Source organism: Flavobacterium tegetincola DSM 22377, from assembly GCF_000425485.1.
Taxonomy (GTDB): Bacteria; Bacteroidota; Bacteroidia; order Flavobacteriales; family Flavobacteriaceae; genus Flavobacterium; species Flavobacterium tegetincola.
The window spans coordinates 315,357-332,036 of record NZ_KE384384.1; the positions used below are offsets into that span (position 1 = coordinate 315,357).

The window sequence follows — 16,680 nt, forward strand, 5'->3', positions numbered from 1 at the left end:
AGGATGCAATGCACATTGCAATCGAAACAGCGTTTTATATTGGTGCAAAAATACAATTTTTCACTTACCTTTTTGTGCATTTTGCATTTCTTTACTCGTTTGAAAGTATTCAATAGGCAGTAAATCGCCTGCTTTTAACGCTCCCAATGCACCACCAAAAACAACGCCATAAATAGGGGTATAGTTTCCGTTGGGATCTACGTAGATTACTGGATTCAGAAATTCCATTAAAGATTGCTTTTGCCTGTGGTAATAAGGCGTGAAGTAAGTGGGTTTTCGAACCATAGCGGTGGAATCTACTTTTCCTTGCGTGGCAAAAAGATTGGCATGCGGCACTCCTCCTTCGCTGGCACTAAGCAAAACCAATCGCTCGGGCTTTTTTATCAATTTTATTTTTTTATAATGCAGTGTATCGGTAACTTCAAAATATTCTTCTGGTTGTATTTTAAGCTTATTTACGTAGATTTCCCATTGTTCTTCTTCCAGTTTACCATACGCCAATGCTTGTATAAAATGGGCTCTTGAGCCATAAAAGGTTTCAAGACGTTTTTTATGTACCGATTCATTTTTAGCTTTGTCCACATAAAATGTCGATCCTGAAAAATAACTGTTGGCAATAGCATGAGCGTTCAAGCTTTCTGCAGTAGTATAGGTTACAACCAGTTCAACTAAGTCAAAGCTTATTTCGTAATCCAAATAATTATTGATAATTTGGAGCGGCTGTCGTGTGGTGGCGGTTAATGTCTTCTTGGTCGGATTGTATTTCAATAGTAAATCGTCTTCATTTATAATTTTACAACGCAAGGCTGAGGTTGAAGTTCCTAAAAACTGTTCGCGAAACGCTTTGAGCATTTGCTTGCGCGAAAAAATTTGAATACCGCCTACTTCCACCTCATCAAGGGAAATGGATTGTTCATTCAGATAAAGTTTCATCTGTTTTCCTACGTATTGCAATGGCTGATCCACTTTTTTAGTATGGTATCCAATATATGTTATCATTAAAGAACTTTCAGAACCTTTTGAATTGAGCCTAAAAGCGCCATCAAAATCGGTTACGGTAACATTTGTGGTACCATCCTGATAAACAGTTGCTCCAGGCAAAGTGGTTTGTGTTTTTTGGTCAAAAACTACGCCTGTAACCATTTGCGCAAAGCAAGCGAAAGAAGTCAAAAAAAGCATTGAGCAAAAAAGGGAAATGATAATTTTCTGCATTGTTTTGGATTTAAACAAATATATACAATTTATTATTCCTAACTTTACCTTTGACACGTTTGCTAAAACTACTTTTGCCGTAAAAAACAATGGAATTATTTATCTACATTTTCGCCGCCTTATTTTCAGTTATCAATCCAATTGGAACCGTTCCCATTTTTGTGGGACTTACCCAAGATGATGATAAAAAAGAGCGTTCTCGCATTTCACTTTGGACGGCAATTAACGTGTTTCTAATTTTAATCATCTCCTTTTTTGTAGGTCAATATGTTTTGGATTTCTTCGGAATCAGCATCGACGCTTTGCGCATTGGTGGTGGATTGATCATTGTGAGTTCCGGATTTTCTTTACTTTCTGGAAAATTCAGTAAAAAGAGAGGTATTAATAAAAAAGCAGAAAATGACGTCCAGAAAAGAAACGACATTGCCTTAACACCTTTAGCGATCCCAATGCTTGCTGGACCTGGTTCCATATCTTTATTGATTGCTTTTTATCAAGAAAACAACGGCACTTCGGAAATAATCATTGCCACACTTGCCATTATGACGGTTTGTTTGAGCATCTTTCTCATCTTAAAAAGTGCGCATTACTTATCAAAAATATTGGGTGCTTCGGGAATCGTTGCTATTTCCAGAATTGTAGGATTTATTGTGATTGCAATTGGTATTCAATATATCGTAAGTGCTGTAGTGAGCATTATACAAACTAATTTTATGCAATAATTCAAAATAGAGACACACATGAAAATATTACTTACGGGTGCCAATGGCTATGTGGGAAAACGACTTCTTCCCGAATTATTGCAGGAAGGACATGAAGTAACATGTTGTGTACGGAATAAAAACCGTTTGGGCCTTGACGAAATAACTTTAGCGAAAGTCAAAATTTGGGAAGTCGATTTTTTAAATGAAATTAATCTTGAAAACCTACCCACGGATTTTGATACTGTCTATTATTTGATCCATTCCATGAGTGCTTCCACAGATGATTTTGATGTGATGGAAGCCAAATCTGCTCACAATTTCAATACGTACATGGAGGCAATCGGTGTCAAACAAGTGGTGTATTTGACTGGAATTGTAAATGAGGAAAAGCTTTCGAAACACTTGCAATCCAGAAGTGATGTAGAGCAAATCTTATCCGAAGGACCTTTTTCCCTTACGGCGTTACGTGCGGCAATTATTGTGGGGTCTGGAAGTTCCTCGTTTGAGATAATTCGGGATTTGTGTGAAAAACTACCTGTGATGGTAACGCCAAAATGGGTACTTACCAAATCGCAACCCATTGCCATCCGCGATGTTATGAAGTGCTTATTAGGCGTAATCGGTCGTGAAGATTGTTACAAACAATCGTTTGATATTGGAGGTTCTGATATTTTGACTTATAAAGAAATGCTGCTCAATTATGCAGAAGTGCGAAAGATCAAATTATCGATTTACGTTTTGCCAATTATGTCACCCAAACTCTCGTCGTATTGGTTGTATTTTGTGACTTCCACTTCCTACAAATTAGCGGTGAACCTAGTCGATTCCATGAGCATGGAGGTGGTCTGTAGGGACCAGCGATTGCAAAAAGAGATTTTAGGGCTGACTCCAATCAGTTATGTGGAATCCATTAATTTGGCATTCAAGAAAATAGAGCAAAATTTAGTGATTTCCTCTTGGAAAGACAGTTTGTCCAGCAGCTACTTTGGTACTGATTTAAAAGGATATATTGAAGTTCCCAAATACGGTTGTTTAAAAGATGAAAAATCAATGGCCGTTTCCGATCCTGAGGGAGCACTCGCTCGTGTTTTTGCCATTGGTGGCGAAAGTGGTTGGTATTATGGCAACTGGCTTTGGAAAACCCGTGGACTGATGGATAAAATGTTTGGTGGCGTTGGTTTGCGACGTGGCAGAACACATCCTACTCATCTGGATAATGGCGACGCTTTAGATTTTTGGCGTGTATTATTGGCGGATCCAAAAGAAAGACGCTTACTCCTCTTTGCAGAAATGCGACTTCCGGGAGAAGCATGGCTGGAATTTAGAATTGACGAGAATGATGTCTTGCACCAAATTGCTACGTTCAGACCCAAGGGAATTTTTGGACGTTTGTACTGGTATGCGATGTTGCCGTTTCATTATTTTCTATTTGATGGCATGATTCGAAATATAGCTAATCCAAAGAAAGCGAAGTAATTATGAGGTATTTCATCTTAAGTTTTATCGTTATTTCCATTTTTACTAGCTGTTCAGCTACTCAAAAAGCAAGTCAGGAGTTGATAGCGTTAGCTACTCAATTTGAAGGTCATTTTACTTCATCCAAACAAGCAACCGAAAATGATTTTTATGAAAACAGATCACTAAAAATTACTCCAATTTGGAAAGATAGAGGCACTTATTTTATCGTAGAACAAGCCCTGTATGAAAGACAAAATCACCCTTTTTCAGTTGAAATTTATAAATTAGTGCAGAAGCACAATGGGATAAGTAAGGAAGTTTATACACTAAAAAACATGCAGGATTGGCAAGAGGATTGGCAAGCAAAAAATGCGTATTCTTATCTAACTGAATCCGATATTGAATTAAAACCCGGTTGTAGTATTTTAATAAATAGAAGTCCAGACGGTACTTTTTCTGGGCATACAGGAATAAATTGTGTAGAAGTTGCCAATCCTAAAACGCACTATTCGTCTTCAGGAATCGTTCTCAACAGTACATCCATACGAATGTGGAGCGAAGGTTTTGATAAAGACTGGAAATCCGTTTATGGATCTACAAAAGGTGGATATATTTATGAAAGAGTGCTTTTTTGAGGTGAAGATTGGAAATTAGAGTGCAGAGTATAGAATTGAGATAATAGATAATAGAATATAGAATATAGAGCATAGCATATAGACGGTTCCGGACAGGAGCTGAAAAATAAAATCCCAAATTCCAAACGTTATGCTTTGGAATTTGGGATTTTTTGTATTGTAATTTTATTTTATTTCTTAGGCAAAAATATCTCCGCCATCATGCATCGTGCACTTCCTCCTCCACAAGCTTCAATAGTATCCAAACTTGAACTTAAAATTTCAGCGTGTTTTTCTAATTGCGTGATTTGCTTTTTTGTCAAACTTTGGAAAGCCGAATTACTCATGACCAAATACCGTTTGTCATCTGTTCCTTTTACTTCCAACATGTTTCCAGCAAAGTTATTGACTTGGTCTTCGGTGATTAAAATCACTTCCTTTTGATCTTCCTTCAGATTGTCCAAAACCATTTTGCGTTCTTTCTTATCGTCGATGCAATCTGCACAAATTACCGCAAAAGTTTCGCCCAGAGTCATGATAACATTCGTATGATAAATCAGTTTTCGTTCACCATTAACGGTTTGAAACGCTTCAAAAATAATAGGTGCTAAATCATAATCTTCACAGAATTCAATGAATAATTCTTCATCAGCTCTTGGCGATAAAGCACAATAGGCTTTTTGATTCTTACGGTCTAAAAGCAAACTTCCTGTTCCTTCTAAAAAGAAACCGTCTTCTTCCGCTTCCGTATAATCGTTGATGCTTTCAATTTGAAAACCTTTTTCTTCTAAAATCTCTAGAATATCTTCGCGACGTTCAGCCCTGCGGTTTTCAGCAAACATAGGATATAAAACTACTTCCGCATTTTGATGAAACGAAATCCAATTGTTAGGGAATATGGAATCGGGTGTATCAGGATCTAAAGTATCATCGACTACAGTTACATCAACACCAACATTTCGTAATTTTTCTACAAAAGTGTCAAATTCTTCTTGCGCTTTTGCATTTACCGTTGCTGGTAAAAGTCCGTCAAGTACTTTTTGGTAATAGTTATTTACCGCCGTTTGTTCGTTCATTCGGAATGCTACCGGACGAATCATTAATATGGAATTTGTAGTTTGTCTCATGATTTTTTGTTCTAAGTTGTAAGTTGTAGGTTAAAAAATTGGATGTTACGTTTTCCAGTTTTCTTCTACATATTTTATAAAGTTAAAAATTTTAGCACTTAATTCGTTGTAGCGACTTATTAATACATCTGGATCTTCAATAACTTCTGGATATAATTTTGCTATTTTTTCTATATGAAAGACAGATTCTAGGCAACTTGCCCATGAATAAGTAAGAAATTTAATAAAATCAGCTTTATATCTTTTTCTGCCATATCCTTCGACAATATTAGTTGGCACAGAATCTGCAGACCTTCTCAATTGACTGCCTAGTTCGTACATTTCATACTTTGGCAATTTCAGAGTACAAGCATGAGAAATATAGAATAATTCTAGTCATAAATTATAAACGTCTAAATCCTTATAACTTTTCATATTACTATATTCTTAAAAAATAGTTCCACAAACATAACGCACAAAACTTAGAACTTACAACATAGAACCTACAACTTCCTCTATTCTCTAATCAACGGCAAAGTAGAACACCTCAACAATCCTTCTTGCTTTGAAATCTCTGCATAAGGAATTTCTTCTACAGTAAAACCGTTATCTCTTAGCCAAGTATTCAGTCGAGCGAAATTTTTCTCGGAAACCACTACATCTTCTGAAATAGAAAACACATTGGAATTCATGAAGTACATTTCGTCTCTTGTTATGTGAAAAAGGTTCTCTTTGCCAAAAAGCTTCACGAGATACATATAATCGGCTTCTTCACGGAAACCACTTTTGTAAATAATTCCTTTGTTTTTCCCAACAGGCTGAAAGCAACAATCCAAGTGTAAAGCATTATCTCTGGCTTCAATTTTGGATTTTACCAAATCAAATTCCTTCACAATTTTGTTTGGAAAAAGATTTCGGATGTACTCCACCCCTTCTTTATTGGTTCTTGCCGTTTTATAATCTGCATAATCGCTTCCTTTATATGTACCAATGAAAATATAGTCGTTCCAAAGCATTACATCGCCACCTTCAATATGCACTTCTTCTGGTGGACGAACTACTTTTGTTGGGTCCATTTGATCAATCACGTAATTAATCGCATCCAATTCGCGATCGCGATCCGGAAGAATATTGGCTTTGATGAACATATCATCAATTACAAACCCGATGTCTCTCGTGAAAATCTGATTGTATTCTTCAATCATTTCTGGACGAAAAACTTTTACATCGTATTTCTGAAAAACTTGATTAAAAGCTTCCATCTCCTTCACCATATCTTCTTCAGTAGGATATGTTCCTGCCAAAATATATTCAAGTGATTTGGGATCGTAAGCTTCTTCAGCCGTTGGTGTTGGGCCGTTATTTGTAGCACTTCCTAAGACTACTGCTTTTAATCTTGACGTTTCGTTTTTTACATTTAATTGTAACATATGATTTCGTTTTATGCGAATGACAAATATAGAAAAAGCACTTTACCTTTGCTATTTTTGTTTGATTATTAGTGTTAAATATACGAGGTAACGCGCAACATTATTTCGTGAAAAAATAATTGAACTTACGCTAAACCATTAAAGGATTACGTTTCATGAATCCTACATTTTTTTAATTCCTTAATGGTTCAAATTCTTACTTAAAAGTGGACTGTTTTAAAATTATAATTTTGACACAAAAAAAGCCTCTCTTTCGAAAGGCTTAATTATAAAAAAAGTAAGTATTATCTTTTTTCCATTTCCACAAATGAACGCAAGGGATGACCTGTATAAATTTGACGTGGTCTTCCAATTGGCTCTTTGTTGATACGCATTTCTTTCCACTGAGCGATCCAACCTGGTAAACGTCCAATTGCGAACAATACGGTAAACATATCCGTTGGAATTCCCAAAGCTCTGTAGATGATTCCTGAATAGAAATCTACGTTTGGATATAATTTTCTAGAAACGAAATAGTCGTCTACTAAAGCTGCTTCTTCTAATTTTTTAGCGATTTGTAAGATTGGATCATCAACGCCCAATTCTCTCAAAACTTCATCTGCTGCTTTTTTGATGATTCGTGCTCTTGGGTCAAAGTTTTTGTATACTCTGTGTCCAAAGCCCATCAAACGGAATGGATCATCTTTATCTTTTGCTTTTGCTAAGTACTTGTCTGCATCTCCACCGTCTTTCTGGATCGCTTCTAACATTTCCAAAACCGCTTGATTTGCACCACCGTGAAGTGGTCCCCAAAGTGCAGAAACTCCTGCAGAAATGGATGCAAATAAACCTGCATGGGAAGAACCTACCATCCTTACAGTTGATGTAGAACAGTTTTGTTCGTGATCGGCATGCAAGATGAATAACTTATCCAATGCATCTACAACAACTGGATTTGCTGAATAAGGTCCTGTTGGCAATTCAAACATCAAATGTAAGAAATTCTCTACATAACCTTTAGTATTGTCATAGTAATTTAATGGAAAACCTGCTGATTTACGGTACGTCCAAGTAGCAATAACCATAAATTTACCCATGGTCTTACATACAGCATCATACATCTCTTTCTCATTCTCTACATTCACTACTTTTGGATTGAAAGCAGTTAATGCACCTGTCATACAAGATAAAACACCCATTGGATGAGCCGTTCTAGGAAAGCCATCAATGATGTCTTTCATTTCCTCATTTACTAAAGTGTATTTATTAATATCATTTTGAAATTTAGCAAGTTGTTCCTTTGTTGGCAATTCACCAAAAATAACTAAGTAAGAAACTTCAAGGAAATTTCCCTTGTCGGCTAATTCCTCAATTGAATATCCTCGGTAACGTAAAATTCCTTCTTCACCATCTAAGAAAGTAATATCACTTTTACAAACGCCTGAATTTTTATATCCAGGATCCATAGTGATCGCACCACTTAAATCTCTTAATTTACTAATATCAATGGCAATTTCGTTTTCGCTTCCTTCAATTAATGGAAATTCGTATTTTTTGCCTTCTAATTCTACTATTGCTGTTTTTGACATGTTTCTGTTTCTGTTTTCGGTGAGAAATTATAATCTAACAAACTTAAGAAAATTAACACAAATTAAAAAGCATATTTCATCTTACAATCGTTAATTCTTTTATAAAAGTAATTTGACCAATCTCATTATAAAAAAACCACAACATGAATGTTGTGGTTCTAAAAATAACAAAACTAAAAATTACTACTTTTTAATGATTTTTTGTGTTTTAATTCCCTTTTCTGTTTTAACTGTTATGAAATAAAGTCCAGAAGAATAATTTGTCAAGTTAACAACTTCGCTAACATTGCTGCTTAATTTGGCCTGTATCATTCTCCCTTGCGCATCGTACATCTGGATTGAGTGAATTGTACTTTCAGATTTGATGTAAATCACATTTTCTGCAGGATTTGGATACACTATAATCGAAACATCTTTATTGAAATCATTTTTTGATAAATCGGCAAAGACAGTTTGCTCGTCATTGGTAATAATTGGAAAATTATAGTCGAAGAAAATATCCGCAGAATTAATCACAAGATCGTCAGAAAGTGTTGCGTTTGATTTTAATTTTAACAAAATATTTCCGTGACCTCCAGTATCTAAATCAATACTTTGAAAAATGAATTCAGCAATATTTCCAGTAACACGTACCGTCATAGGATGCGAACTTTCCATAACTTGTAGCGACTGAATATTATATTGCGTTAGGTCAATTTCATTTTTCACTACAATATTTTCAGCTGAAGAAGTTCCTGTATTTTCAAAACGGATGTTGTAATGTAAAATTTCGCCCATTTCTGTCGTACCCAATGCATTTCCTTCCAAACAGGTGATGTCGTTTGGATCATACGATCCTACAACGGTTTGATTTAACACAAACGCATTATCATCCCAAGTTTCATCTGTATTTACATCTATAAATGCATCAAAAACTAGAATATCATTAATATTTACTGCTGGAGTTTCTTGAGGAGAATTGACATTAAAAGTCACTAAAATGGTTCCAACTTGAAATGGTGCAATATTTGGTACCGTCCAATTCATAGTTGTAGCTAAAACATCTGTTGGCACGACCGATGCTGAAACATAATCCAACACAGCACCATTAAATGCAAAATTAACATAGCCATCTACCGTTTGATTTCCTTTATTCTTATACACAATTTTATAAACAGCATCAAAACCAGGTCGTGCAGGAATGATTGGGACAATTACAACTTCTAAATCAGGATGAATGCCGTTTGGTGTGATGCAGAAGTTTTGAGTTACAGCATTGTTGTCATTATTTACAAAAGGAATTGTTGCAGTAGTTGGCGAAAAATTAAAATAACTTGGATTTTCTACATTTGGAGTTATATCAAAACTTCCCGTCTGTGTGAAGAAACTATAATTTCCAGAATTACTTGTAAATGTTGCTCCTTGATTTGTTCCGTCGTTAATATTGATTTTAATATTGGGTTGTGGTAAATCAGCAGCATCACATCCGTTGTTATTTTCATCAAATAGCATTGAACCAGTAATTGTGTTGTAATTTCCGCCTGGATTAAATGAGCAGTAAGAAGTGATAACTATATTCATAATACCAATGTCCGCTAATGAACTGTATAATGAATTCACATTCTCTTGATTAATACAAATTGCTTCTAAGTTTGGACAACCAGATGTACTTACATTAATTCCTGCATTACCATTCTTTAAATTTACATATTCAATCGTAGAATCGTCAATAATTTTAAAAAACGATATATTAGGATTGTTAGATGCATCTAATTCAATTAAATTAGTGTCACGAATGTCAACATTTGTTAAATTTACAAGATTACTAATATCCAAAGTAGTTTGTAGACCACCTCCTCTAAAAATTAAAGAATTAAGATTTATAAGATTATTAACATAGACAGGGCTTAATCCAGGATTTCCAAAATATAGGAATTCTAAATTTACAAGATTAGTAACATTAAGTTCTGAAAGTAAATTTCCGCTACAAGCTAAATATTTTAGACTACTAAGATCGGTAGTATTTAAAGAAGTCAATAAATTATCATAAAAAACTAAATGGGTTAAAGATGAAAATCCCGTTAAATTTATAGAATTAATATTGTTGTAAGAAAAAGATAACTCTTGAAGATTTGACAAATTTGCAACATTTAATGTTGTGAGTTGATTACTGTTTAAAAGTAATATTTTAAGATTAGTTGATGAATTTACGTTCACATTATTCAAGCTACAATTTGATGCGTTAAGATTTTCTAAATTAACTAAACTGGCGGTGTTCAAACTAGTGATCAATGGATTATTATTACAATAAAGGGTTCTTAAATTTGTAAAAAATTGTAAACCTTCTAAGTTTTGAATGTTGGAACTCTGAACCGATAAATAGAACACAGCAGAAGCCTCAGTTTGCTCAATCTCACCATTATTATTAGCATCAATCTTAATTGCCAGATTCATAAAATTTTTTGCAATAACATTTGTTGTAGAAGTGGAAGAAGCTAATAATTTATTTTTGAAATTCACATCGGTGAAACTTATTACTTGCCCATTCATCCAAGAGGTAACAAATAACAGTAGTAAATAATATTTTTTCATAATAATGTATTTTAGTTTGTAAGTTCAGTAAAAATAAATCCAATATTTTAATTTATAAATAGCAATTGAGTATGTAATGGTTTTCAATTAGAATTCGACGTTTTTATTGAGATTCTGAAACAAGTTCAGAATGACAAAAATTTCTATAAATTCTTCAACAACTCCTGCAACCGTTCCTTCTTCCTTTGCGAAATCGGCAAGTTACTATTGTCACTCATAATCACATAACCGCCGTCTTTCTTTATATAGGATTTCAAATACGCCAAATTAATCAAATGCGACTGATGAATCCGTTCAAAACCATGTTCTGCTAATAATTCCTCGTATTCTTTTAAGGTTTTTGAAATCAAAATTGGTTTGTGATTTTTGATATAAAACTTCGTGTAATTATCTTCACTTTCACAACGAATAATATCGCTGATTTCAAACAGGTGAATTCCTTCACTGGTTGAAAGTGCAATTCGTTTAAAATTATCGACTTTCTTTCTGATGTTTTCCAAAAGCAAATCGATGTGTTCAAAGTTTTCCTTTTGATTCAAAACCGCTTTAATTTTCTCCACCACTTTCTGCAATTCTTCTGGGTCAACGGGTTTTAACAAAAAATCCAACGCACTAAACCGGAAGGCTTTTATAGCATATTGTTCGTGAGCGGTTATAAAAACAATATGCGAACTCAATTTTCCTTGACTTTTAGTCACACGTTCCAAGATGTCAAAACCGGTCCCGTCATTGAGTTGAATATCCAGAAAAACCACTTGCGGAAGTAATTTCTCCATCGCGATTGTCCCGGTTTTCACACTATCTGCTTCACCAATTATTTCAATATCCGATGCATATCGTTCCAACAAAACTTTCATTCCTTGTCGCAAATTCGCATCGTCGTCTATTAATAGTACTTTTATCATAATCCTCCCCTAACCCCTCCAAATGAGGGGAACCGAAACCGGTATATTAAATTTTAAATTTATTTATCTCTCTATCTTTTTGTCCTTCTATCTTTGAATCTTTCTATCTTTTCGTCCTTCTATCTTTCTATCCTATTCCTCCAAGTTGCTCAAAACTGAAAACAGTCAACTGTCAACTGACAACTTCCTATAAATATTGAACCGGCAAATGCAACACTACCTTCGTTCCTTTCACCACACCATTTTCATCAACAACTTCGTCAATAGTCACAAATGACTTTTTCTGAGTCGCACTTTCCATCATTTCCAATCGCTTTTTAGTAATATCCAACGCCATTGATTTATGAATCGAAACCGATTGTTCTTTTAATTTCTGTGAAGCTTCCAAGCCAACACCGTTATCAATAATGGTACACAATAAATTTTCGCCTTCCAATTCAAATGAAATAGCAATCGTTCCTTTCTCTTGCTTCGGAATCAGTCCGTGAATAATGGCATTTTCCACAAAAGGCTGTAATAATAACGGTGGCAAAGCCAAATCATCTTCAATTGCCGCACTTTTGGTTATCGTAAAATCAAAAACTTGGTTAAAACGCAGTTGTTCCAGTTCCAAATAATTCTGCAAACTCTCTATTTCTTTGTCAATCGGGATTAACGCTTCTTTCGAATATTCTAACGTCAGTCGCATTAGTTTTGAAAACTTCGCCAAATACTTTATCGCCGAATCGGTTCCATTTTGCACAATAAAACTCGAAATCGAACCCAAACAATTGAACACAAAATGCGGATTCATCTGCAAATGCAACGCTTTCTGTTCGTATTCCGCTAGTTCTTTTTGAAGTGTCAAAGTTTTCTTGAGTTGCATACGGTTGTAAATTAGAAATACAATTCCAAAAACCAGAATCACAAACAGAATACTGAAGAAAATTTGCATCTGATGCCGTTTACGTTCTTCCTCAAAAACAATTTCTTTTTTGTCTTGTTCTTTTTGCAAAAGCGCTTGTTTTTTATCAAACTCAAAATTCATTTCCGCTTGCACGATTTGGCGAACATCCTCTTGTTTTTGCAAACTGTCTTTGGCAATTCCGTATAATTTCAAGTGCTCCAAGGATGCCGCGGTTTGACCCAATTGCTCGTAAATTGTGCTCAATGTCAATTCCGAATTTTGAATAGATTCCAACAACGCTAATTCTTTGGCATTAGCCAATGCTTTCTGAATGTTTACAAGTGCCGGTTGATACTCCTTTTGTGCCAAATAAAATTCACCCAAGTAATAATAAGCATCCGTCGAACCAAACTTATCATCAATCTTCTGAAACTCAAATAAGGCCCTTTCAAAGGACAAAACAGCTTCTGCTTTATTGTTTTGTTGCTGATGGTACCTTCCCAAGTTGGTTTGCAATTCGCCCTCACCTCTTGCATCAGGAAAGGTTTCAAACCTTTTTTGAGCCAGTTGGTAATACTTCAATGCCTCCTGATAGTTGGCTTGTTTGAAATAAACCTTCCCAATATTCGTAGCCGTAATTCCACTGTAAGAAAGTTTGTTTTTCTCTTGAATTTTAAAGCATTTCAAGAAATAATCCAACGCTTTGAAATCTTGATTTTGGGATTGATACACCACTCCAATATTATTACACACCTGAGCCACCTTCAATTCTTGATTGGTTTCTTGGTATAAAGCAACGGCTTTCAAATGATTTTGTAACGCTTTCGCATAACTATTTTGTTCCGAAAATACAATTCCCATACTTCCGTAGGCTCGTGCCAATCCATTTTTTAATTCCAACTCATTAGAAGGCTGTCCTTGCAATTCTCTTTCAAAAACAATTTGAGCATCTTGAAAATGCTGCAAAGCTTCAGCATAGTTTCCAGAAATAATCCCGGCGTTTCCAAGGTTAAGCAATGCTGTTCCTTCAGCTAGAGCAAAATCGATTTTACGAGAAACCACTAAAGCTTTTTGAGCATATTCCTTCAATAATGCGGGATTGAAATCTTGATAAGCTGATGCCAATTGATTTAAAACCGTCGCTGTTTGAATATCATCCTTGCTGTTTTTCAATTCAATTTGCAAACTATCCACCAACTTTTCTTGCGAAAAAGCATTAGCAAAAAACAACAAAGCGATACCGATACTTAAATTTCTAATTATATTCATAATCGTTTATTAGATACAAACAAAAATAGCTTTTTGTATCAGTTAATTAAGAGTAAATGAGTATTTGATGGATTTGAATTAGAATTTGATTCTTCAAAAAATAAAATTTGTGAAATTTGCAGTTAAAAAATCTATCTAAAAAATTTAAACCATTAAGGTATTAAGAAAAGTAAGCCTGAATGGCCCTTACTATCTTAATGGTTCAAAAAAAAATTTATGGAATTTGCGAAAAAAAACCAACTGCAAAAAAAATACCCTTTCAAAGCATAAAACTCTAAAAGGGTAATTTTAAAAAATCGTTGTAATCTAATTAATCAGTGGCAAAAAACTATTTCACCTTAAACGCTTTCACACCAGGAAAATAAGCAACATCGCCTAGTTCTTCCTCAATACGCAACAACTGATTGTACTTCGCCATTCTATCCGAACGAGAAGCCGAACCCGTTTTAATTTGACCACAATTCAACGCCACAGCTAAATCAGCAATGGTATTGTCTTCTGTTTCTCCAGAACGGTGACTCATTACAGAAGTGTAACCCGCATTATGAGCCATATTTACCGCTGCAATCGTTTCTGTTAAAGTACCAATTTGGTTTACCTTCACTAAAATCGAATTTGCAATTCCTTTGTCAATACCCGTTTTCAAACGCGTTACGTTAGTAACAAATAAATCATCACCCACTAATTGTACTTTATCTCCTATTAAGTCCGTCAAGTATTTCCAACCGTCCCAGTCGTCTTCCTGCATTCCATCTTCAATAGAAATAATAGGATATTTCGCAGCTAATTCAGCCAAGTATTCCGCTTGTTCTTTGCTTGAACGAATTTTTCCGTTTTCACCTTCAAACTTTTTATAATCGTAAGTTCCGTTCACATAAAATTCCGAAGCTGCACAATCCAAAGCAATCATAATTTCGTCGCCAAATTTATAACCTGCTTTTTCAACCGCTTTCTGAATCGTTTCAATTGCATCTTCCGTTCCTCCAGCCAAGTTTGGTGCAAAACCACCTTCATCACCTACCGCCGTACTCAAACCTCTATCGTGTAATTCTTTTTTCAAATGGTGAAAAATCTCCGTACCCATTTGCATCGCGTGTGTAAAGTTTTGCGCTTTCACCGGAATAATCATAAACTCCTGAAACGCAATTGGAGCATCAGAGTGACTTCCACCGTTAATGATATTCATCATCGGAACCGGAAGCGTATTTGCCGAAACACCACCAATATAACGGTACAATGGCAATCCCAACTCATTAGCCGCCGCTTTAGCAACAGCAAGCGAAACACCCAAAATAGCATTCGCACCCAAGTTTTGTTTATTTGGAGTCGCATCAAGCTCAATCATTCTTTGGTCAATCAAGTTTTGTTCAAACACAGATGTCCCCAACAATTCCTCAGCAATAGTACGGTTCACGTTTTCCACAGCTTTCAAAACACCTTTACCCATAAACGCTTTTCCGCCGTCTCTCAATTCCACCGCTTCATGTTCGCCTGTCGAAGCACCACTTGGCACTGCAGCACGACCTAAAACGCCGTTTTCCGTAATTACATCCACCTCAATCGTTGGATTTCCTCTTGAATCTAAAATTTGTCGGGCATGAATTTTTATGATAATGCTCATTTTACTATAGTTTTAATTGTGTGTTAATCATTGATAATTGCAAATATATTACAACTTTATCAATCCTTTTAAGAAAATTTGCAATCTTATCAACTCAATCGGTTTCGTTTGTAGTTTATTTATTTGGAGTAAACCGCTTGGGCTGTTTCACCCCGATAGCTATCGGGGCATATTCCTGCTGCAGGAACTCGCTTCCCGATGAAAAATCGGGAGAGCTCAAACAATTCCAGCATCAGGGCTAAGGTAAAATCTTTAGGCTTCTTTTTGGGGTGTGGGATTTGAAATGTATTAAGGCATCAACTATTATTTTCCTTATAACATACTATTTGAGTAAAAAATTTAAAAAATAACATTATCTTTAAAACGCAATTCAAGTCATTTTTAGAAACTGCGTTCGATGCAAAATTGTTAAAAAAATCCTATTAGTAACAAAAAACAGTGTCAACTATTTATCTAGTTTTCATACTATTGTATAAAGTTTTTCAATAGGCCATGAGTGGGTAGTTTGATAAAAAAACCAATTATAAATGAACTCAAAAAAACACCATTTAGTATTCTTCACCGGTGCCGGAATAAGTCAAGAAAGCGGACTAGGCACGTTTAGAGGACAATCGGGAATGTGGGAAAATCACAACATAGAAGAAATTGCATCTCCAGAAGGCTTTGCCAAAAACCCACAACTAGTTTTAGATTTCTATAATGCACGAAGAAAAGAATTAGAGATTGCAATCCCCAACGAAGCTCATAATTTAATTGCCAAATTAGAAGAGAAATATGAAGTGACCATAATCACTCAAAATATTGATGATTTGCATGAAAGAGCTGGTTCTTCCAACATTTTACATTTACATGGTGAACTCACAAAATCGAGAAGCTCCATTAATGAAAATTTAATTTACGACTATAAAGATTCATTAAAAGTTGGCGATGTAGCGGAAGATGGAAGCCAATTACGTCCGCATGTCGTATGGTTTGGAGAAGAAGTTACGAAAATTAAAAAGGCAATTGAAATTACTCAAAATGCAGATTTGTTCATCATTATTGGAAGCTCAATGATTGTTCATCCAGCGGCCGCACTTTTATTGGCAGTTCCTTTCGAATCAGATACCGTTTACATCGATCCAAACCCATCAGTTGAGGAGGGAATCAATCTATTAGTAATCAAAGAAAAAGCAACTACGGGTTTAAAACTTCTGGTAGAAGAATATTTACCGCAGTAGAAGCAAGCTCACCCGATAGCTCAAATTTGCAATCCGCAATATTTCCTCCCAATATTCGATAGCGCGGATTTTCAATACGTGCCTAATCTTATAATCAACGCTTTATAAATATCACT

General features: G+C 35.2%; 13 protein-coding genes. 4 read left to right on the forward strand and 9 right to left on the reverse strand.

Going from position 1 to position 16,680, the window contains the following annotated elements; all coding sequences use genetic code 11:
• Positions 1-60: 60 nt before the first annotated feature.
• Entirely contained in the window at positions 61-1,212 is a 1,152-nt protein-coding gene (locus tag H602_RS0112915) for a carboxypeptidase-like regulatory domain-containing protein (RefSeq protein ID WP_084404256.1), read from the reverse strand.
• An 89-nt stretch (positions 1,213-1,301) separates the two neighbouring features.
• Between H602_RS0112915 and H602_RS0112920 the strand changes: the two genes are divergently transcribed.
• Genes H602_RS0112920 through H602_RS0112930 form a run of 3 tightly spaced genes read left to right on the forward strand, consistent with a single transcriptional unit; the run spans position 1,302 to position 4,009 of the window.
• Positions 1,302-1,934, forward strand: a complete 633-nt coding sequence (locus tag H602_RS0112920) for a MarC family NAAT transporter (RefSeq protein WP_026978378.1) — start codon at positions 1,302-1,304, stop codon at positions 1,932-1,934.
• An 18-nt stretch (positions 1,935-1,952) separates the two neighbouring features.
• Complete coding sequence (locus tag H602_RS0112925; RefSeq protein WP_026978379.1) at positions 1,953-3,392, forward strand: SDR family oxidoreductase; 1,440 nt, start codon at positions 1,953-1,955, stop codon at positions 3,390-3,392.
• A gap of 2 nt (positions 3,393-3,394) precedes the next feature.
• On the forward strand, positions 3,395-4,009 hold the full coding sequence (locus tag H602_RS0112930; RefSeq protein WP_026978380.1) for a chromophore lyase CpcT/CpeT: 615 nt from the start codon (positions 3,395-3,397) through the stop codon (positions 4,007-4,009).
• 170 nt (positions 4,010-4,179) lie between these two features.
• Here the strand turns inward: H602_RS0112930 and ctlX are convergent, their stop codons facing one another.
• From ctlX to eno, 8 genes are all read right to left on the reverse strand, one after another.
• Positions 4,180-5,115 (reverse strand): citrulline utilization hydrolase CtlX, encoded by a 936-nt coding sequence (gene ctlX / locus H602_RS0112935; protein ID WP_026978381.1) that lies wholly within the window; start codon positions 5,113-5,115, stop codon positions 4,180-4,182.
• A gap of 45 nt (positions 5,116-5,160) precedes the next feature.
• Positions 5,161-5,475 (reverse strand): four helix bundle protein, encoded by a 315-nt coding sequence (locus H602_RS20230; RefSeq protein WP_342663502.1) that lies wholly within the window; start codon positions 5,473-5,475, stop codon positions 5,161-5,163.
• Between the two features lie 134 nt (positions 5,476-5,609).
• Positions 5,610-6,524 (reverse strand): dimethylarginine dimethylaminohydrolase family protein, encoded by a 915-nt coding sequence (locus H602_RS0112945; RefSeq protein ID WP_026978382.1) that lies wholly within the window; start codon positions 6,522-6,524, stop codon positions 5,610-5,612.
• 284 nt (positions 6,525-6,808) lie between these two features.
• Positions 6,809-8,092, reverse strand: coding sequence for a citrate synthase (locus H602_RS0112950; protein ID WP_026978383.1), 1,284 nt, complete (start codon positions 8,090-8,092; stop codon positions 6,809-6,811).
• A gap of 183 nt (positions 8,093-8,275) precedes the next feature.
• Positions 8,276-10,663, reverse strand: a complete 2,388-nt coding sequence (locus tag H602_RS0112955) for a DUF7619 domain-containing protein (protein WP_051224503.1) — start codon at positions 10,661-10,663, stop codon at positions 8,276-8,278.
• A gap of 143 nt (positions 10,664-10,806) precedes the next feature.
• Positions 10,807-11,568, reverse strand: coding sequence for a LytR/AlgR family response regulator transcription factor (locus H602_RS0112960; RefSeq protein ID WP_026978385.1), 762 nt, complete (start codon positions 11,566-11,568; stop codon positions 10,807-10,809).
• Between the two features lie 187 nt (positions 11,569-11,755).
• Positions 11,756-13,723 (reverse strand): tetratricopeptide repeat protein, encoded by a 1,968-nt coding sequence (locus H602_RS0112965; RefSeq protein WP_026978386.1) that lies wholly within the window; start codon positions 13,721-13,723, stop codon positions 11,756-11,758.
• 328 nt (positions 13,724-14,051) lie between these two features.
• Positions 14,052-15,344, reverse strand: coding sequence for a phosphopyruvate hydratase (gene eno / locus H602_RS0112970; protein WP_026978387.1), 1,293 nt, complete (start codon positions 15,342-15,344; stop codon positions 14,052-14,054).
• 527 nt (positions 15,345-15,871) lie between these two features.
• On the opposite strand from eno, the gene H602_RS0112975 reads away from it, so the two are divergent.
• Positions 15,872-16,564 carry a Sir2 family NAD-dependent protein deacetylase gene (locus H602_RS0112975; protein WP_026978388.1) on the forward strand — a complete coding sequence of 231 codons (693 nt, stop codon included), beginning with the start codon at positions 15,872-15,874 and terminating at the stop codon, positions 16,562-16,564.
• The last annotated feature ends 116 nt before the right edge of the window (positions 16,565-16,680 follow it).